This window comes from Pseudomonas sp. BTN1, from assembly GCF_001907715.1.
GTDB lineage: Bacteria > Pseudomonadota > Gammaproteobacteria > Pseudomonadales > Pseudomonadaceae > Aquipseudomonas > Aquipseudomonas paracarnis.
The window spans coordinates 1-19188 of record NZ_MPBM01000003.1; the positions used below are offsets into that span (position 1 = coordinate 1).

The 19188-nt window shown below is 61.4% G+C and carries 18 protein-coding genes; 6 read left to right on the top strand and 12 right to left on the bottom strand.

The window, feature by feature from the left end; all coding sequences use genetic code 11:
- Positions 1-573 precede the first annotated feature (573 nt).
- Complete coding sequence (gene yegS, locus BMH52_RS01455; RefSeq protein WP_073842724.1) at positions 574-1494, top strand: lipid kinase YegS; 921 nt, start codon at positions 574-576, stop codon at positions 1492-1494.
- On the opposite strand, the gene BMH52_RS01460 is transcribed toward yegS, so the two are convergent.
- The 3 genes from BMH52_RS01460 to BMH52_RS01470 all read right to left on the bottom strand — a co-directional run bounded on the left by BMH52_RS01460 (position 1453) and on the right by BMH52_RS01470 (position 3709).
- Entirely contained in the window at positions 1453-2112 is a 660-nt protein-coding gene (locus tag BMH52_RS01460) for a response regulator transcription factor (RefSeq protein WP_014719328.1), read from the bottom strand. The genes yegS and BMH52_RS01460 overlap by 42 nt on opposite strands.
- Entirely contained in the window at positions 2109-3002 is an 894-nt protein-coding gene (locus BMH52_RS01465; protein WP_072433707.1) for a sensor histidine kinase, read from the bottom strand. The genes BMH52_RS01460 and BMH52_RS01465 overlap by 4 nt, the downstream gene beginning before the upstream one ends.
- 260 nt (positions 3003-3262) lie before the next feature.
- On the bottom strand, positions 3263-3709 hold the full coding sequence (locus BMH52_RS01470; RefSeq protein ID WP_014719326.1) for a hypothetical protein: 447 nt from the start codon (positions 3707-3709) through the stop codon (positions 3263-3265).
- A gap of 548 nt (positions 3710-4257) precedes the next feature.
- Between BMH52_RS01470 and BMH52_RS01475 the strand changes: the two genes are divergently transcribed.
- Both BMH52_RS01475 and BMH52_RS01480 read left to right on the top strand, forming a co-directional pair.
- Positions 4258-5193 carry a chemotaxis protein CheV gene (locus tag BMH52_RS01475; protein ID WP_073842726.1) on the top strand — a complete coding sequence of 312 codons (936 nt, stop codon included), beginning with the start codon at positions 4258-4260 and terminating at the stop codon, positions 5191-5193.
- 38 nt (positions 5194-5231) lie between these two features.
- Positions 5232-6038 carry an MOSC domain-containing protein gene (locus BMH52_RS01480; protein WP_014719325.1) on the top strand — a complete coding sequence of 269 codons (807 nt, stop codon included), beginning with the start codon at positions 5232-5234 and terminating at the stop codon, positions 6036-6038.
- Between the two features lie 49 nt (positions 6039-6087).
- Here BMH52_RS01480 and BMH52_RS01485 read toward each other — a convergent pair whose 3' ends face one another.
- The 8 genes from BMH52_RS01485 to BMH52_RS01520 all read right to left on the bottom strand — a co-directional run bounded on the left by BMH52_RS01485 (position 6088) and on the right by BMH52_RS01520 (position 15473).
- Positions 6088-6372: a pyrimidine/purine nucleoside phosphorylase gene (locus BMH52_RS01485; RefSeq protein ID WP_014719324.1), complete on the bottom strand. Its 285-nt coding sequence runs from the start codon at positions 6370-6372 to the stop codon at positions 6088-6090.
- Positions 6373-6570: 198 nt separating this feature from the next.
- A complete protein-coding gene (locus BMH52_RS01490; protein ID WP_019818536.1) occupies positions 6571-7113 on the bottom strand; it encodes an exonuclease domain-containing protein in 543 nt (180 codons plus the stop codon).
- A gap of 74 nt (positions 7114-7187) precedes the next feature.
- Positions 7188-9071 carry an acetyl/propionyl/methylcrotonyl-CoA carboxylase subunit alpha gene (locus BMH52_RS01495; RefSeq protein ID WP_073842728.1) on the bottom strand — a complete coding sequence of 628 codons (1884 nt, stop codon included), beginning with the start codon at positions 9069-9071 and terminating at the stop codon, positions 7188-7190.
- A 111-nt stretch (positions 9072-9182) separates the two neighbouring features.
- A complete protein-coding gene (locus tag BMH52_RS01500) occupies positions 9183-9944 on the bottom strand; it encodes an enoyl-CoA hydratase/isomerase family protein (RefSeq protein ID WP_073842730.1) in 762 nt (253 codons plus the stop codon).
- Positions 9941-11098, bottom strand: coding sequence for a citronellyl-CoA dehydrogenase (gene atuD / locus BMH52_RS01505; RefSeq protein ID WP_038451036.1), 1158 nt, complete (start codon positions 11096-11098; stop codon positions 9941-9943). Before atuD ends, BMH52_RS01500 begins: the two co-directional genes overlap by 4 nt.
- A gap of 93 nt (positions 11099-11191) precedes the next feature.
- A complete protein-coding gene (gene atuC, locus BMH52_RS01510) occupies positions 11192-12805 on the bottom strand; it encodes a geranyl-CoA carboxylase subunit beta (protein WP_073842732.1) in 1614 nt (537 codons plus the stop codon).
- 4 nt (positions 12806-12809) lie between these two features.
- On the bottom strand, positions 12810-13682 hold the full coding sequence (locus BMH52_RS01515; protein ID WP_073454665.1) for an SDR family oxidoreductase: 873 nt from the start codon (positions 13680-13682) through the stop codon (positions 12810-12812).
- Between the two features lie 12 nt (positions 13683-13694).
- Complete coding sequence (locus tag BMH52_RS01520; RefSeq protein ID WP_073842734.1) at positions 13695-15473, bottom strand: acyclic terpene utilization AtuA family protein; 1779 nt, start codon at positions 15471-15473, stop codon at positions 13695-13697.
- Positions 15474-15626: 153 nt separating this feature from the next.
- Between BMH52_RS01520 and BMH52_RS01525 the strand changes: the two genes are divergently transcribed.
- Together BMH52_RS01525 and BMH52_RS01530 are read left to right on the top strand one after the other, a co-directional pair.
- On the top strand, positions 15627-16250 hold the full coding sequence (locus tag BMH52_RS01525) for a TetR/AcrR family transcriptional regulator (RefSeq protein WP_014719316.1): 624 nt from the start codon (positions 15627-15629) through the stop codon (positions 16248-16250).
- 92 nt (positions 16251-16342) lie between these two features.
- Positions 16343-17131, top strand: a complete 789-nt coding sequence (locus BMH52_RS01530) for an ABC transporter substrate-binding protein (RefSeq protein WP_073842736.1) — start codon at positions 16343-16345, stop codon at positions 17129-17131.
- Positions 17132-17582: 451 nt separating this feature from the next.
- On the opposite strand, the gene BMH52_RS01535 is transcribed toward BMH52_RS01530, so the two are convergent.
- Positions 17583-18134 (bottom strand): RNA polymerase factor sigma-70, encoded by a 552-nt coding sequence (locus tag BMH52_RS01535; protein WP_014719314.1) that lies wholly within the window; start codon positions 18132-18134, stop codon positions 17583-17585.
- Positions 18135-18435: 301 nt separating this feature from the next.
- On the opposite strand from BMH52_RS01535, the gene BMH52_RS01540 reads away from it, so the two are divergent.
- Positions 18436-19188: a thioesterase II family protein gene (locus tag BMH52_RS01540; RefSeq protein ID WP_073842738.1), complete on the top strand. Its 753-nt coding sequence runs from the start codon at positions 18436-18438 to the stop codon at positions 19186-19188.

The window sequence follows — 19188 nt, forward strand, 5'->3', positions numbered from 1 at the left end:
ACCTCTCTGCCTGACACCCCACAATCCAACTGTGGGAGCGGGCTTGCTCGCGAAGGCGGCCTGACAGGCGACGCAGTTATACCGAGTACATATCCATTCCTGCGGTAACGGCCACTTAGGGTTCCGCCCTGACGGCGGCTCACTTTCGAAAAGCGCGAAAGTAAGCAAAGCGCTCTTGCCCCACCACTCGGCACCTCGCTTAGGCTCGGTGTGCCCGAACACAGGCTTGAATCCGTGGGCCGCCGCCACGCGCCATCCATGGCGCGGGGCGGCTAACCCGGCGTCCTGCCGGGTTACCCACGAATTCAAGCCTGCGTTCGGCCAGCGTGGTTTAACGGGGCGCCTGAGATCAAAAGCAGAGCAAGATCAAGATCAAGAGCGGCTCGCTTCGCATCGTGGTTACCGTTGGGTGGCAGATTTGAGGTCTTTGTCGATTGAACCGCCGCCATCGCAGGCAAGCCAGCTCCCACTTCTTGATCTGTGTACTTCAATCAATTTTCTCCAGCCACAGACTTTTCCTGTTCCCCAAAGGTCAACATCCTTCAAGCACCTTGACCCAGGAGATTCTCCCAAATGACCGCCCCCAAAGCCCTGTTGATCCTTCACGGCAAACAAGCCCTCAACGAGGATGTGCGCGCTGCCGTGCTGGCCCGGCGTGAGCAGGGTGGGGAGCTGGCCGTGCGGGTGACGTGGGAGGGCGGTGATGCCCGGCGACTGGTCAATGAAGCGCTGGCCGAGGGGTACACCCATATCATTGCCGGCGGTGGCGACGGCACCTTGCGCGATGTGGCCGAAGCCATGGCCCATGCCAACACCGACGCCAGCCTGGTGCTGATGCCCCTGGGTACCGCCAATGATTTCGCCAAGGCCGCCGGCGTGCCGTTGGAGCCGGCTGGCGCCCTGGCTTTGCTGGACGTGCCGCCCAAGACGATTGACCTGGGCCAGGTCGGTGGGCAAATCTTCCTGAACATGGCCACCGGTGGTTTTGGCAGCCAGGTCACGGCCAACACGTCCGAAGACCTGAAGAAGGTCCTGGGCGGTGCCGCGTACCTGTTTACCGGTTTAACCCGCTTCAGTGAATTGAAAGCCGCCTACGGTGAATTGGAAGGCCCGGATTTCCATTGGAAAGGCGAGTTGCTCGCGCTGGGCATCGGTAACGGTCGCCAGGCCGGTGGCGGGCATGTGCTGTGCCCCGGTGCATTGGCTGATGACGGGCTGTTGGATGTCAGCATCTTGCCGGCGCCTCAAGAGGTGGTCGGCACGTTGCGTGAGTTGATGAACAACGGCTGGGGCCTGGACACCATGTTCGTGCGCGCACGCCTGCCGTGGGTGAAGATCAAGGTCGCACAAGGCTTGTACATCAACCTCGACGGCGAGCCGCTGGAAGGCGACGACCTGCACTTCGAAGCGCTGCCCAAGGCCCTGCGCGTGCACTTGCCGCTGGGTTCGCCGTTAGTCGTCCAGGCTGATGATCTGCTCACGCACGGCAAATAACACCAGGCCCGCCACGTCAAAAATCTGCAAGCGCTTCATGATCTGCGAGCGGTGGGCTTCGACAGTCTTGATGCTCAGGCCCAGGCCGTGGGCAATTTCCCGGGTGGATTTGCCGCGCACGATCAAGCGCAGGATTTCCAGTTGCCGCGCCGTCAGGCTGTGGCTGTGGGCGACAGGCGCGCTGGGGGCCTGGCTACGGATCAGCGCCTGGTTGATCACTGTGTGGGCGATGGCGGGGCTCAGGTAGCGTTCGTTGTTACGCAGGGCCAGCAGGGCATGTTCCAGCTCGTTGGCGGTGGTGTCCTTGAGCAGGTAGCCGTGGGCACCGGACTCCAGTGCGCGCATGATCAGGTCCGGCTCGGTGTGCATCGACAGAATCAGCACCTTGCACGTGGGGTAAAAACGCTTGAGTTGCTGCAAGGCATCCAGCCCGCCGGTGTGCTTCATCGACAGGTCGAGCAGCACGATATCTGGCTGCAAGGCACTGTATTGCTCCAGTAGTTGCGCGCCATCGCTTGCTTCGCCGATGACGCTGTAGCCGGGAATATCCAGAATCAGCGCGCGCACGCCGGCGCGAATCAGTGCATGGTCGTCTACCAAGAGTAAATTGCAGGTCACTCGAGAACCTTAGGGGCGCTGGCCCGTTCGAGAGCGCGGGGCGCCCAAGGGAAAAGTGCGTTGATGCGTGTACCTTTGCCGGGCTCGCTGCTGACGGAAAAGGTGCCTCCCAGTTGGTGTGTTCGTTCGCACATACCGGCCATGCCCCGTTGGCCTTCCCGGCCCGGATCGGGGGCAGGCAAGAACCCCTGGCCGTCATCGCAGATTATCAACGACAAGCCTTCAGGCAGGCGTTGCAGACGCACCAGCAGGTTGCGAGCCTTTGCATGGCGAAGCATGTTGGTCACCGCTTCCTGAGTGACGCGAAAGGCCGCCACGGCCATTTCTTCGGGGATGCCGGTGAGCCGTTGCTGGCACTCCAGGCTCCAGCACACCTGGGTGTTTTCCAGGGTCTTGAGCAGGTGCGCGCGCAGGCTGGCTTCCAGGCCCAGGCTGGTCAGTTGGCGCGGGTTGAGGATGGCGCAGACGTCACGCACCTTGGCCAGGGTTTCATTGAGCGTATTGCACAGCACCGAACAATGGTTTTGCAGATCCTGGGGCAGGCGGCGCTGCAGCCATTCACTTTGCAGCTTGGCGGCTGTCAGTAGCTGGCCGATGTCGTCATGCAGTTCGCGGCTGAGTCGGTGACGTTCGTTCTCCTGAACTTGCAATAAGCGGGCGGCCAGTTCCTGAGGCTCGAACTTGATGGCTGTGCGCGAACGCCACTGTTGCAGCCCGACCACCATCAGCGTGGCGAGGTTGAGCAGCACGATCAGCAACGGCAGTGGCGCGTCCAGCAGATAGACCCACAGGCTCGCCACCAACGAGCACAGGCATAGCGAAAGGGTAAGGCGGCGCGCGTGGCCGGGGGACACGGACCTGGCGATAAGTGACTTGAAACTGGCGTACATAGCGGATGGAGCCAATGAGGGTTCACTGCGGGGAGGCCGGTTGACCGGGCTCTGTTTGGAGTGCGCTGCCAAATCGTTTTTAAGCCTGTTGAAGTTAAATCACTTCGGGGGGTGCATAGTAACACCCCTATTAGCGTTGGTCGTCTGATTGGGTTTATGGCCCACGCGAATACTCTGGGCAGGCACCCCAGAGTTCAACATGGAAAGTTGTATTAACAAAGTTGGTTTGTATCGTTATTGCATTGATAGCTAATTGATATTTATTGTGCGCGCCGATCATGCTGCGGAGTGTATTGGGGGGCTTTTTGCGGGATCTGCAAGCTGACCGCCTCAATCAGCGACGATTGCTCTTCTTCATCCAGACTAAGCTTGCCAGTACGGATATCGATCAGTTCCAGTTGCCAGGCCAGTAGCGTCAAGCAGTCATGCAAGGCATGCAGCGCCTGGTCATGCAATTGCACCGGGCTCACGGCATTGGCAATCAAGTATTGAATCTGCCGAGAGAACTCGCTAATGGCCTGCAATGCGAGACAGTCTGCGCTCTCGGCGAGCTTGTTCAGGCTGGCTTTCATGCAGTCGATAGCGTCACTGTCGTTTCGAATCAAATGCAGGTGGTTCAAGCACTCTTCTGACCTGATCAGCAGCTTTTCAGCCTCGTGCAGGAACTCGGGAAGTGCAGATTGCCACTCGTTACCGTCGTTCATCATGCAGGTCTCCGCAACGTAGGGTCGGATGATGAGATGTCGCACCGGGTGAATGACGTAAAACTAGCGCTGAAATACGGCTCGGACTTGTAGGTCGATTCTGATAATCCAGTAGGACGTTTAGCGAAGTGCTCACGAAAGTCGTATGTAGCCCCGGTTGTACGGGATGACACGACTTCAGTTGCCGATACGTGAGTGCCTGAAAGGCCCGTGGGCCAAGGGCTGGGGATGGCAAACAAAAGCCTGACTCCATTCATGCAATGAGAATGGCGTCACATTAATGGCTATTAGATATCGCGAATATCAGGTTGGGCCTGATTGCGCATAGGGGAATCCCCTATGTGGTGGAACTGCACGTCAATTCGACTGTCGCGCAAGGCGGCTTGAAAGAGCATCAGGGGCCTAGGCAGTAAAGCATGATGTCAGTGTGACATCAATGGATTTACATGGCATTTTATTCGGGTCAAGGTCCGGCGCTTGCCGCCGATAACGTGCTTATACAGTTGCACACCCTTTCAACGCGCCTGCGGCGTGTACACCAGGAGCTTTTAATGGCCGGCATTCTCGACACGGTAGATCAACGCACACAATTGGTGGGTGAGAATCGCCTGGAAATTCTCATGTTCCGCCTCTTCGGACGGCAGTTGTTCGCGATCAACGTGTTCAAAGTGCAGGAAGTGCTGCAGTTGCCCAAGCTGACCCTGATGCCCCAGCGCCACCCGTTCGTGTGTGGGGTGGTCAACCTGCGTGGCCAGACCCTGCCGGTGATCGACCTGTCCCAGGCCATCGGTATGCGTCCTTTGGTGCCGGGCCCCAACAGCACCATTATCGTCACCGAATATAATCGCTCGGTGCAGGCGTTCCTGGTGGGCGGTGTCGACCGCATCGTCAACATGAACTGGGAAGCCATCCTGCCGCCGCCGGCCAGCGCCGGTCGCCAGCACTACCTCACCGCCATCAGCAAGGTCGATGAGCAACTGGTGGAAATCATCGACGTGGAAAAAGTCCTCGCCGAGATCGTGCCCTACAACGCCAAGGTCTCCCGGGACAAACTTGAAGACCCGGTGCTGGAGCGTGCCCGTGGCCGCGAAGTGCTGCTGGTGGATGACTCCAACGTGGCGTTGTCGCAGCTGCGTGACACCCTGGGCCAGTTGGGTGTGAAGATGCACATTGCCAGCGACGGCCTCAAGGCACTGAACATGCTCAAGGCCTGGGCTGACAGTGGCCAGGTCATGACCGACAAACTGCTGATGATCTTTACCGACGCTGAAATGCCCGAGATGGATGGCTACCGCCTCACCACCGAGATCCGCAACGACCCACGCCTGCGCGGTCTGTACGTGGTGATGCACACCTCGCTGTCGGGCAGCTTCAATGATTCGATGGTCAAGAAGGTCGGCTGCGACAATTTCCTCTCCAAATTCCAGCCGGACAAGCTGGTGGACGTGGTGCGCCAGCGACTGATGTTGGACGAAATGCCCGCCTGACTTTAGGATGACACTTTGTTTCCTAGGAAGGCAGGCCCATGCTGCGTCTCAGCGCGTTGTACCGTTACCCCTTGAAGTCCGGCAAGGCCGAAACTTTGCAGCAGATTGGGCTGGATAAACTCGGGTTGGACGGGGATCGACGCTGGATGCTGGTGGATGAAGCCAGCGGGCGGTTCCTGACGCAGCGGGCCGTGGCGAAGATGAGCCAGCTCTCGGCGTTATGGAACAGCAGCGGGGGCCTCACCCTGAGCTCGCCGGGCTACGCGCCGCTGGATGTAGCGTTGCCGGGCAGCGCCAGCGAACTGCGCGGTGTGACCATTTGGCGTGACACTCTGCGCGTGCCGGATGCTGGCGATGAGGCCGCGGCCTGGGTCAGCGCGTTCATTGGCAAGCCAACGCGCCTGGTGCAACTGCCCCTGGAACGTGCGCGCACCACCGAAGCCGGTTATGGCAAGGATGACGACAAGGTCGGCTTCGCTGACGGCTACCCGTTGCTGTTGATCGGCCAGGGCTCCCTCGACGACTTGTGTGTAAAGATCGGCCGCCCGATGGAGATGCTGCGTTTTCGTCCCAACCTGGTCATCGAAGGCGCCGAGGCCTTCGCCGAAGACGGCTGGAAGCGCTTGCGCATCGGCGATATGGAGTTTCGGGTGGTCAAGCCGTGTTCGCGGTGCATCCTCACCACCATCGACCCCCAGACCGGTGAGCGCAGCCCCGATCGCGAGCCCTTCACGACACTGGAAACCTACCGCAAGACCGAAAAGGGCGCGATGTTCGGCCAGAACCTGGTCAACGATGGCATCGGGCGCCTGGAAGTCGGCATGCCGGTAACGGTGTTGGAATAAAAAAAGCCCGTCTGGTGGGAGACGGGCTTTTTTGTGTGCCGGGTACCGCTTAGCCGCGGTATTCACACAGGTAGGCGGTGTCCACCGCAACCTTCAATTGGAACTTGCTGTTGGCCGGTACGTGGAACTGACTGCCGGCGGCGAAGGTTTCCCAGTCGCTGCTGTCAGGCAGCTTCACGGTCAGGGCGCCGGAGACCACGTGCATGATTTCACGTTGGGCGGTGCCGAATTCGTATTCACCCGGAGCCATCACGCCGATGGTCGCCGGCCCTTCTGCGGTGCCGAAAGCGATCGACTTGACGGTGCCGTCGAAGTACTCGTTGACTTTGAACATGGGTGAATCCTCGGAAAAAGGTCAAGACTTACGCCAACCACTGTAGGAGCGAGCTTGCTCGCGAAAAACCTGAGAACACCGCGTTAAAGCTGAGGCGCTGCGTTATCGTTGGCGACCTTCGCGAGCAAGCTCGCTCCTACAGGTGGGCAGCATCAACGGAAATTGGCTGGCCAGTATGCCCAAGGCTGCAAGCGCTGCCTAGACCGGCAAAATCAGTGGCAGCAGGCGCGCGGTGTTGCGTGCATCCTCCAGGGCGCGATGCTGCTGGCCATTGAACTGCATTCCGGCCAATTGCAGCGCACCATTGAGCCCCAGCGGCTTGTCCAGGCGCCGGGCCTTGGCAAAGCGTTGCTTGAGGTTCACATGCGGCGTGTCGCCCAAGGCGCTGGCGAGGCCATGGCGCTGCCACTCCAGCTCAAGCTGCACGCGATCATAGTCACCCCAGCTGGCCCAGCCTTCCAGGCGTGGCTGATGTTGGCCCAGCCAGCGCTCGAACAGCGGCCACACCTCGGTGATCGGCGCGGCCATGTCGATATTGGCCTGGGTGATATGGGTGAGTTTGCGGCAAAAGGGTGTCAGCAATGGCCGGCGCAAGGGCCGCACAAAGCGCTGGAAGTGGTCCAGTTCGCGGCCCTGGCGGTTGACCAGGCTGGCACCGATCTCGATGACTTCCATCTCCGTCACGGGCCAGCCGCCGTCATCCGTTGTGGCTTCAAGGTCAATAATCAGCCAATGAGGCATGTGCAGGTTCCCGTACTCGTCCCTTCCTGATGGGGATAGAGCGTAGCCCGGCCCTGTAGTTCCGCCTAGGGGCGTTATTCGATCTCCAGCAAAACCTGACGGTTGCGCACCTGATCGCCCGTCATGACGCGCATCTCCTTGACGGTGCCATCGATGCCGGCCTTCAACGGGTGCTCCATTTTCATCGCTTCGAGCACCAGCAACAGTTGGCCTTTGCTGACGGCCTCACCGACGCACACCCGTATATCGACGATTGCGCCGTCCATGGGCGCCTGGACCGTGCCGCTGCTGGCGTCGGCCTGGCGGCTGGCGACTTGCTGGGTGCGGTCGGTGACGGTCAGCCCTGGCAGCCATAGCCGGTTGCCGTCCAGGTGATAGGCGATGCGGCGGCGGATACCGTTGATGACCAGGCTGGCGTGGCGGCCGTCGGTGGTGAGTTGCAGGTCGTCAACGCTGACACTGTGGAGTTGGCCGTTGACCTCCAGGCGGTACGTGGCGGGGACACTCGCCGTGTTGCGCCAGCGCGCGAGTGTTTGGGGGTGCTGGTTGGCGCTGTGTTGATAAAACAGCGCGGCGGCCAGCGAGAGCTGTTCAGCGGTCGCCGTCTGCTGTGAGATGACGCTGAAGTGTTCGGCGATCAAGCCCGTGCTGAAGTCGCCGTTGATAAAGTCCGGGTGCTTGAGCAGGTCGATGAGCAAGCGCTGATTGGTCGCTACCCCCAGTAATACACTGTCTTCCACGGCCCGCAGCAGTTTTCGCCGGGCTTCTTCGCGGCTGGCGCCGTGGGCGATGATCTTGCCCAGCATTGGGTCGTAGAACGGGCTGACGGTTTGGCCTTCAAGCAATCCATGGTCGATGCGTACGCCGGGGGCTGGTTCCCAACGCAACACGTCACCGGTTTGCGGCAGGAAACCCTGGGCCGGGTCTTCGGCGTACAGGCGCACTTCCATGGCGTGGCCGGTCAGGGTCACCTGTGATTGGGTGAGTGGCAGCGGTTGGCCGGCGGCGATCTGCAACTGCCAGTCCACCAGGTCGAGGCCGGTAATCATCTCGGTGACGGGGTGTTCGACTTGCAGGCGCGTGTTCATTTCCAGGAAATAAAACTGGCCGTTGCGGTCGAGCAGAAACTCCACGGTGCCGGCACCTACATAGTTCACCGCCCGCCCCGCCTTGAGCGCGGCTTCGCCCATGGCCTGGCGCAGATCGGCCGTCATCACGGAGCAGGGCGCTTCTTCAATGACTTTCTGATGGCGGCGCTGGATCGAACAGTCGCGCTCGCCGAGGTAGATGAGGTTGCCATGGCTGTCGCCGAACAGTTGCACTTCCACGTGGCGCGGGTCGATTAGCGCCTGTTCGAGGATCAGCTCGTCGCTGCCGAACGCATTCATGGCTTCCGAGCGTGCGGTGCGCAGTTGCTCCAGCAGCTGTTCGCGCTGATGCACCAGGCGCATGCCACGCCCACCGCCACCGGCGCTGGCCTTGATCATCAGTGGGAAGCCGATGCGTTCGGCTTCCTGTTGCAGGGTGGCATCGTCCTGGGCACTGCCTTGGTAGCCGGCGATGCAAGGTACGCCGGCGTCGAGCATGGCGAGTTTAGCCAGGCGTTTGCTGCCCATCAGTTCGATCGCCTCGACGCTGGGGCCGATGAAGGTGAGAGTGGCCTGCTGGCAGGCGCGGGCGAAGTCGGGGTTTTCCGAGAGGAAACCGTAGCCGGGGTGAATGGCGTCGGCGCCGGTCAGCTGGGCGGCGGCGAGGATGGCCTCTGTGTTCAGGTAGGACTGGTGGACGGGCGCCGGGCCGATGTGTACGGCTTCATCGGCCATCTGCACGTGCAGGGCGTCGGTATCCGCGTCGCTGTACACGGCCACGGTGCGGTAGCCGAGGGCCTGGGCAGTGCGCTGGATGCGGCAGGCGATTTCGCCGCGGTTGGCGATCAGGATCTTGCTGAATGCGGGCATTGGGTTATCCCTTGGCTGATGGGGTGTTTGTTCTGGCCTCTTCGCGAGCAAGCCCGCTCCCACAGGTTGGAATGCATTTCAAATGTGGGAGCGGGCTTGCTCGCGAAGGCGTCATTTGCACCAACTCGGCTTTCGCTTCTGCACAAACGCCTGCGTCCCCTCAACCCCTTCCTCACTCCTCACCGCCTCGGCAAACCACTGCGCCCCGCGATCCAGCACGGTCTGAAGGGGCTCATCCACACTGGCCAACAACAAGGCTTTGGTTCGCGCATTTGCCCCCGGCGCGCACTGCAACACCTGCCCCAAGACCTCATCCACACGCTGCGCCAATGCCTGGGAGTCGTGCTCGACAAAATGCACCACACCCAGCCGCCCAGCCTCCACCCCATCAAACCGCGCCGCTGTCAGCGCCAGGCGCCGCGTGTGGGTAAGGCCAATACGCTTGACCACAAAGGGCGCAATCTGCGCCGGCAACAAGCCCAGGCGGGTTTCCGGCAAGCCGAATTGCGCCTGGCCCTGTGCAATCGCAATATCACTCACGCACGCCAGCCCGAACCCACCGCCCAGCACCGCGCCTTGCAGCACCACGATCACCACCTGCGCCAGCGCCTCCACCTCTTGCAGCAAGGTCCCAAACGCGCGGTTCAACGCTTGCAGTTGATCCCCCGCGCCGACCAGATCCTTCACATCGGCCCCCGCGCAAAAATGCCCGCCCGCGCCGCTGATCACCACGGCGCGCACCTGGCTGTCCAACTGCGCCAGTACCGCACGCAGCTCATTGACCATTTCAAGGCTCATCGCATTGCGGCATTCAGGCCGGTTGAGGGTGACGTGGAGCACGCCGTTGTGGGCTTCGAGCAGCAAGGTGTTCATGGCTTTTTACCGGGCAGGGTGCCCATCAGTTTGCAGATGATGCCCAGCATGATTTCGTCGGCACCGCCGCCAATCGACACCAGGCGCACGTCGCGATAGGCGCGGGCCACCGGGTTGTCCCACATGAAGCCCATGCCGCCCCAATATTGCAGGCAACTGTCGCTGACCTCACGGCCCAGGCGCCCGGCCTTGAGCTTGGCCATGGAGGCCAGCCGCGTGACGTCCTGGCCTTTGATGTATTGCTCGGTGGCCTGGTAGACCAAGGCGCGCAGGCATTCGATTTCGGTGGCCAGTTCCGCCAGGCGAAAGTGGATCACCTGGTTGTCGATCAACGCCTTGCCGAAGGTCTGGCGCTCCTTGCAGTATTCGATGGTGCTGTCGATGCAGTACTCCAGGCCCTTGATCATATTGGCCGCGCCAAACAGGCGTTCCTCCTGGAACTGCAACATCTGCATCATGAAGCCCGCGCCTTCGTGGCCGATGCGGTTGCGTTGCGGCACGCGCACGTCGTCGAAAAACACCTGGGCGGTCTCGGAGCTGTGCATGCCGAGTTTTTCCAACGGCGGGCTGACGCTGATGCCGGGGCTGTTCATCGGCACCATGATCAGGGATTTGTTGATATGCGGCTTGTCGTCCGAGGTGTTGGCGAGCAGGCAGATGAAGTCGGCGCTGGGCGAATTGGTGATCCACATCTTGCTGCCATTGATCACATAGTCGTCGCCATCCTTGCGCGCATGGGTCTTGAGCCCGGCCACGTCGGAGCCGGCACCGGTTTCCGAGACACCGATGCAGCCGACCTGTTCGCCGCTGATGGCCGGGCGCAGGAACTCTTCGCGCAGTTCATCGGAGCCGAAGCGCGCCAGGGCCGGGGTGCACATATCGGTCTGCACACCAATGGACATGGGGATGCCGCCGCAGCGGATGGTGCCGAACTCTTCGGCGGCGATGATGGAATAGCTGTAGTCCAGGCCCATGCCGCCGAATTTTTCCGGTTTGGAAATGCCCAGCAGGCCGAGGTCGCCGGCCTTGCGGAAGATCTCGTGAATGGGAAAGCGTCCGGCTTTTTCCCATTCATCCACGTGCGGGTTGATCTCGCGGTCGACGAAGGCGCGCACGGTGCGGCGCAGTTCCTGGTGTTCCTGGGTGAAGATCATTTTTATTGTTCTCCCTGTTGGGACGCGGAGCGTCCTGGTTTGCATTCCCACGCGGAGCGTGGGAACGATCACCCACGTGGAGCGTGGGAATGATCAGCGCGCCACGCCGAAGGTGTTCGGTTGCAGTTGCCGCAGTTCGGCTTCGTGACAGATATCCAGCAAAAATCCGAGCAAGGTGCGGGTGTCCCGTGGATCAATCAGCCCGTCGTCCCACAGGTTGGCGCTGCCGTAGAGGGCGGTGGACTGGCTGTCGAGCTTCTGCGCGGTGACCTGTTCGAGCATGTCGAGCACCTTGGGGTCGGGCACCAGGCCATCCTTGAGTTGCTTGGCCTCGGTGACAATGCGCAGCACCTTACCGGCCTGTGCGCCGCCCATCACTGCCGTGCGGCTGTTGGGCCAGGCGAAGATAAAGCGCGGGTCCAGGCCGCGGCCGCACATGGCGTAGTTGCCGGCACCGTAGGAGCCACCGACCACGATGGTGAGTTTAGGCACCCGGGCATTGGCCACCGCCTGGATCATCTTCGCGCCGTGCTTGATTACCCCTTGCTGTTCCGACTCGGTGCCCACCATGAAGCCGGTGGTGTTGTGCAAAAACAGCAGCGGCGTGCGGCTTTGGTCGCACAGCTGGATAAACTGCGCGGCTTTGCTCGCGCCCTTCGGCGTGATGGGGCCGTTATTGCCGATCACTCCCACGGCGCGCCCCTGGATATGCAGATGGGCACAGACGGTGTGGGGGTCGAACTCGCCCTTGAATTCCAGCAGGTTGGAACCGTCAGCCAGGCGCGCCAGGATCTCGCGCACGTCGTAGGGTTTTTTCGGGTCATCGGGGATCAGCCCCAACAGCTCTTCAATCGGATACAGCGGTTCGCGATAAGCGCGTTGTGGTGCGTGCGGCAAGCGATCATTCCAGGGCAGCAGGCCCACAATTTCACGCACGATGCGCACGCCGTCGGCATCGTCTTGGGCCAGGTACTCAGCGGTGCCGGCGGTTTGCGCGTGCATCTGCGCACCCCCCAGTTCTTCATCGGTGGCGACTTCGCCAGTGGCGGCCTTGAGCAACGGTGGCCCGGCGAGGAACAGCTTGGCCTTGCCGCGCACCACCACCACGTAATCCGACAGGCCCGGCTGATACGCACCGCCGGCCGTGGCCGAGCCGTGCACCACGGTAACCTGCGGCAAGCCCATGGCGGACATGCGGGCCTGGTTGGCAAAGCTGCGCGCGCCTTCGACGAAAATCTCGGCGGCATAGTTGAGGTTGGCGCCACCGCTTTCGGCGAGGGTCACCACCGGCAGTTTGTTTTCCATGGCGATCTGTTGCAGGCGCAGGGATTTCTTCAGCCCGGAAGGGGAAATGGTGCCGCCTTTGATCGCGCTGTTGTTGGCCACCACCAGCATGCGCACGCCGCTGACATAGCCGATGCCGGCGATCAGCCCGCCACCGGCGGCGCTGCCGTCCTTGTCGTCGTGGAGCTTGTAGCCGGCCAGGCTGGCCAGCTCCAGGAACGGCGCGCCGGGGTCCAGCAGCAGGTTGAGGCGCTCACGGGGCAGCAATTGGCCGCGCTTGTCGAACTTGGGCTTGGCTTCCTGGGCCTTGGCCAGCAGGGCGTGTTCCAGTTGGCGCAGTTGGGCGATGCACGCCAGCATGGCTTCACGGTTTTGCGCGAAGGCTGGGCTGTCAGGGTCGATCAGGGTTTCAATGACTGGCATGGCGTTATTGCTCCGCCTTGAGCACATCCGGCAGATAGGCGCGGTGGAACCCATTGAACGGCTCGCTTGGCGCCTGCGCCTTGTGCAGCGGCCATGCGCGGCTGCCCAGGCTCGCGGCGCCGTCGATGCGCAGGGTGCTGCCGCTGATAAAGGCCGCAGCCGGGCTGAGCAGGAAGACGATGGCCGCGCTGACTTCCGATTCGGTGCCGATGCGCTTGAGCGGCACATGCTCACGCAGGGTGGGAATCACCGCCTTGAAGGCGCCTTCGTAGGTGTCCATGCCGCTGGAGGCAATCCAGCCAGGCGCCACGGCGTTGACGCGCACCCCGGCATAGCCCCACTCAAACGCGGCGGTCTTGGTGAAGTTGTCCATGCCGGAGCGCGCCGCGCCGGAGTGGCCCATGCCGGGCATGCCGCCCCACATGTCGGCGAGCATGTTGACGATCGCGCCACCGTGCTTGCTCATCGACTGGTTGAACACTTCCCGCGCCATCAGGAAACCGCCCACCAGGTTGGTGCGCAGTACGGTTTCAAAGCCCTTCTGATTGATCGCCGCCAGTGGCGACGGGTATTGGCCGCCCGCGTTATTCACCAGGCCATGGATGGGGCCGTGGTCGTGCAGGATCTGCGTGACCAGCGCTTTCACCGCCTCTTCCTCACGAATGTCACAGGCATGCCAATGGGCCACGCCGCCATCTTCAGCAATTTCCGCCGCGACCTTCTGCAGTTTTTCTGGCTTGCGCCCCACCAGGATCACGCAGGCACCAAGGGCCGCCAGCTCATGGGCGGTGCAGCGGCCAATGCCACTGCCGCCTCCGGTGACAATCACGGTTTGCCCCTTGAACAGGTCGGCTTTGAAGATCGAGTCGAAGGCCACGGCGACGGTCCTTTAGGTGAGTTGGTCGGCAATGTGTTGCGGCACGGCGATGGGGATTTCCAGCAGTTGCTGAGCGAAGGCTTTGCCTTGCGGGTCGATGCGCAGGCTGGCGATACCGCCGCCGCCCAGGGCATTCTCCAGCAGGAAATTCAGGCTGTGGCTGCCGGGCAAATACCAGCGTTCGACGCGGCCATGGATCGGGTCGAGCACGTGGTCCATCCAGTCGACGATTACCTCCGGGGTCAGGGCTTCGGCGATCCACGGCAGGTAGTCAGGGTGGCGAGCGATCACGCCGATATTGCTGTGGTTGCCCTTGTCACCTGAGCGCGCCACGGCGAGTTTCACCAGCGGCACACTGGCATCGGCACGGCCCTCCGGCTTGGCCGGCTCGATGGGCACAGCCGGCGTGAGCAGAGGCGCGGAGGCGGGCAGCTCGACGGCATGACGTTGGCCTTGGTACTCGATGGCGACGCTACACCGTGATTTGTCGACCAGGAACGAAAACAGCCGAATCAGCGGATACACCGTCGGCCGCCCGCCCACAATGCCGGTCAGCCCCGGTGCCATGCCGGTGGCCGCCTGGGCGATCTCGCGAGCGAACAGTACCAGCGCCTGCTTGTTCGGATGCCGCACCGCCAGCTTCACCACCACTTCGCGGCAATCCGCACGCCGGGCGTGGGCGCCGTAGGTGGCTTCGCTGCCGAGCAGTTCGATGTTGACGTCGGTGTAGGGCGCCCAGCCGCGCTGGCTGAACAGCTCCGAAGTCTTGTTGATCAGCGCCTGGCTGACCCGCTCGGCCTTGGCCACCGCGTCGATGCCAGCGAGCAGGCAACTGGCGGTGCAGCGAAAGCCATCGGGGTAGGTGGCGCTGACCTTGTACTGGTCGGTGGGTGGCAGGCCCTTGGCGCCGTGCAGGCGCACCGCGTGTTTGCCTTGTTGCTGCAGTTTGACCTGGCTGAAATCGCAGATCACGTCCGGCAGCACATAGGCGCGCGGGTCACCGATTTCATACAGCAGTTGTTCGGCCACGCTGAGTTCGCTGATCAGCCCCCCGCTGCCTTCGACCTTGTTGACGGTGAACTGGCCGTCGGCGCTGACTTCGACGATAGGGAAGCCGATGTGTTCGTAGTCGGGCACGTCACGCCAGTCGGTGAAGTTTCCGCCGGTGCATTGGGCGCCGCATTCGATGATATGCCCGGCCAGGGCGGCCTGGGCCAAGTGATCGTAGTCCTGCCATGACCAATTGAATTCATGCACCAGTGCCGCGCTGACCACTGCGCTATCGACCACCCGGCCGGTGATGACAATATCAGCGCCGAGTCCCAGGGCCTGGGCAATGCCCGGTGCGCCGAGGTAGGCGTTGGCGGACACGCACAGGGGCGGCAGCGGAGCGCCGTTGTACAGGTCGGTGACAGGTGGCAGCTGTTTGAGTTGAGGGTGCAGGTCATCGCCGAGCAACACGGCGATTTTCAGCGGGATGTGCGCGTTATCGCAGGCCGCTTGCAGGGCGGCGGCGCAGGCTTGGGGGTTGATACCACCGGCATTGCTGATCACCCGGATGCCCTGGCGCTGGATATCCGCCAGCAGGGGTGTCAGCACCTCGACAAAATCCGTGGCGTAACCGGCCTTGGGGTCTTTCAGGCGGGCACCGGCGAGGATCGACATGCTGACTTCCGCCAGGTAATCGAACACCAGGTAATCCAAGGCACCGCCCTGCACCAATTGGGCGGCGGCGGTGCAAGTGTCGCCCCAGAAGGCGCTGGCGCAGCCGATACGTACCGTCTTGCTCATGAGAAATCCTTCCTCCAAGGGCTGGTGTCGAGACTACCAAGCAAGCGCTTGGTTTGTAAACTCCAGTCACAAGTTTTACCCAAGCGCTTGCTTGGGTGGCAGTCACGGCCTAAATTGCCGGCCAAGACGACAGTAGACGTGAAGGAGAGCAGCATGGATGAGCACAAAGCCCTAGGGGTGATGCGCACCATGGTCGACAGTGGCCAATTGACCGACCCCGAGAGCGCCCGCGGCAAGTTGCTGCAAACCGCGGCTCATCTGTTTCGCAACAAGGGTTTCGAGCGCACCACCGTGCGAGATCTGGCCAGCGCCGTGGGCATCCAGTCCGGCAGCATCTTTCATCACTTCAAGAGCAAGGATGAGATATTGCGTGCCGTGATGGAGGAAACCATCCATTACAACACCGCGATGATGCGCGCTTCACTGGAGGAGGCGAGCACGGTGCGCGAACGCGTGCTGGCGCTGATCCGCTGCGAGTTGCAGTCGATCATGGGCGGCAGTGGCGAGGCCATGGCGGTGCTGGTCTACGAATGGCGCTCGCTGTCGGCCGAAGGCCAGGCGCACGTGCTGGCCCTGCGTGACGTGTATGAGCAGATCTGGTTGCAGGTACTGGGCGAGGCCAAGGCCGCTGGCTACATCCGGGGCGATGTGTTTATTACCCGGCGCTTCCTCACCGGGGCCTTATCCTGGACCACCACCTGGTTTCGTGCCCAAGGCAGCCTGACCCTTGAGGAGTTGGCCGAAGAGGCCTTGTTGATGGTGCTGAAGTCGGACTGAGGCGCAAGTTATTAATTTGCTGGCGAAAGTTGTCTCCCCCAGTAAAAACGCCTAGCTTATCGGCATTGAACTCTTCAACGGTGTGTGCCTCGATGTTTTCGCCATGGCGGCTGGCTGCAGGACTTACTTTATGGGCACTGGGCACCGCCGCGTGGACGCAGGCCGGTGCCGCGCAGTTGGTGAGAGTCGGCGCGGCGCATTTTCCGCCCTATACCGTGCGCCCTGAACAAGGCGCCGACACCGGGTTGCTGCCGCAATTGGTCGAGGCGTTGAACGCTGCGCAAACCGATTACCAGTTTGTGGTGGTGCCTACCTCGATCCCCCGGCGTTTTCGCGACTTCGAGCAAGGCCGGGTCGACATGGCGATCTTCGAAAACCCCTCCTGGGGTTGGCAGAATATTGCCCATACCAGTGTTGATATGGGGCTGGAAGATGCGGAGATTTTTGTCGCTCAGCGTCAGCCCGGTCGCGACCAGAGTTATTTTGCCGACCTCACCGGCAAGCGCCTGGCGGTATTCAGCGGGTATCACTATGCCTTTGCTGACTTCAATCCCGATCCCAAGAACATGGCCGAGCGTTTCAACGCGACGTTGACCTACTCCCATGACAGTAATCTGCTGATGGTTGCTCGTGGGCGTGCAGATATTGCGCTGGTTACCCGCTCGTACCTGAGTGATTTCATGGTGCGCAACGCAGACATGGCGGGGCAGTTTTTGGTGTCGGAGCGTATTGACCAGGTGTATCACCACTACGCGTTGTTGCGGCCCAAGGCACCGATCACTGGTCCGGCGTTTGCCGAACTGCTCAAGCGTCTGCGCGACAGTGGCCAGATGCTGAAGATTTTTGAGCCGTATCGTATTGATGTGACGCCGGTGCCCTGAGGTCTTAGTAAGTAAAATCCTTCGGGCTCAGTGGGATCAACTGTGGGAGCTGGCTTGCCTGCGATGGCAGCCTGACAGCCGACACAGATATAACTGATGCCCCGCGATCCAATGTGGGAGCTGGCTTGCCTGCGAAGACGGCCTGACAGTCAACACAGTTGGACCGTGTACATATCCATTCCTGCGGTAACGGCTACTTAGGGTTCCGCTTTTACAGCGGCCCACTTTTGAAAAGCGCAAAAGTAAGCAAAACGCTCTTGCCCCACCACTCGGCACTTCGCCTAGGCTCGGTGTGCCCGTAATCCGCCAGCGTGGTTTAACGGGGCGCCTAAGATCAAAAGCCAGATCAAGATCACAAGCAGATCAAGATCACAAGCAGATCAAGATCAAGAGCGGCTCGCTTCGCATCGTAGTTTCCGTGGAGCCCTTACCCACATATGTCGGCGCTGCATTAAACCCGCCGCGCAAACGTATCGCTATGACTGCCCGACACCTTGCGGCAATGCACCAGCGCGTCGCGAATCATGAAGTTCACCAGCGTCGGCGACACCCCAAGCTCCTTGGCGATGTCTTTTTGCGGCACGCCATGCAAGCGGTACATCTCGAACGCGTAGCGGGTGCGCTGGGGCAGTTGCGTCAGGGCGTCGGCGATGTTTTCCAGGGTGTTGAAATTGATGTGCGAGGTTTCCGGTGAAGCGCCGTGAATAACCACATTCAAGCCTTCCTCTTCGGTCCCGGAGTATTTGAGCTCCAGGGCCTGCTTGCGGTAATGATCGATCGCCAGGTTGCGCACGATCTGGAACAGATAACTCAGTTGGGCCTTGAACGATGAGGTGATGGTCGGCGCCGACTGCAGCCGGAAGTAGGCGTCCTGCACCACGTCTTCGGCGCGGGAACGGCACCCGGTGATACGGGCCGCGATCTTCACCAGAATCAGTCGATTGTCGACGAACGCCTGGAGAAGGGGTGAATCGCACCTGCCTGTGGATACTGGTTCCGTCATGGAAATCACCTTGCTGCGAATAGGTTAGGGGAGGGCATCCCTGCTGAGGCCTCCTACATATCGGGCAACAAATTATGCTTAATGATAATGATTGTCAAATGAGAAGGCGAACTAATCTTATGCGTTTGGCGAAGGTGTGAACCACGTCTCGCTCCCCCCCGGCGACTAATTATTTGAAGGCTCCGTCCGTTCTCATGGGTGACAGGTTCGTTAGTACAACGGCCAAGGATCAGCACCCGCAGGAGGACCAGATGGGTTTTTATCGTGCATTCAGCGTGTTTCAGTTCGGAGTCCTCGCGGGATGAGTACGTCCCTGCGGCTGCGCCTGTTTTGCCTGCCCCACTCAGGCGCCAGCGCCTCGGTCTACGCTCGCTGGCGCCGGGTGCTGCCGGACTGGCTGCAAGTGTGCCCGCTGGAATTGCCGGGACGCGGCATGCGCATGGACGAGCCATTGCAGCGCGATATCAAGGCCTTGGCCGCGCAGCTTGCTGAAGAAATCAGCCATGATCTGGATGGTCCCTATGCCTTGTTCGGCCACAGCCTTGGCGGGCTGTTGGCGTTTGAATTGGCTCACGCTTTGAACGCGCGCAATCTGCCTGCGCCCCTGGCGTTGTTCGCGTCCGGCACGGCGGGCCCGGCGCGTCGTGATGTGAGTGAGTACGCCGTCGAAAAGACCGATGCCCAACTGATTGCCCGCCTGCGGCAATTGCAAGGCACCGCCGAAGAAGCCCTGGCCAACCCCGAGCTGATGCAACTGATGTTGCCGATCCTGCGCGCCGATTTTCTGCTGTGCGGCAGTTTCACCTATGGGGAGCGCCAGCCCCTGGCGCTGCCGATCCATGTGTTCGGTGGCAAGCAGGACAGCGTGCGTGCCGACCAGTTGCTCGACTGGCAACTCGACGCTGCCAGTGGGTTTTCCCTGGACATGTTTGACGGCCATCACTTCTTCCTCGTGCAGCACGAAAGCGCCGTGCTGCGGTGCGTGCGTCGCTATGCCGACGAGCACTTGGCGCGCTGGCGCATTGGCGCGGCGCGGCAGCTCGTCGCCGGCTGA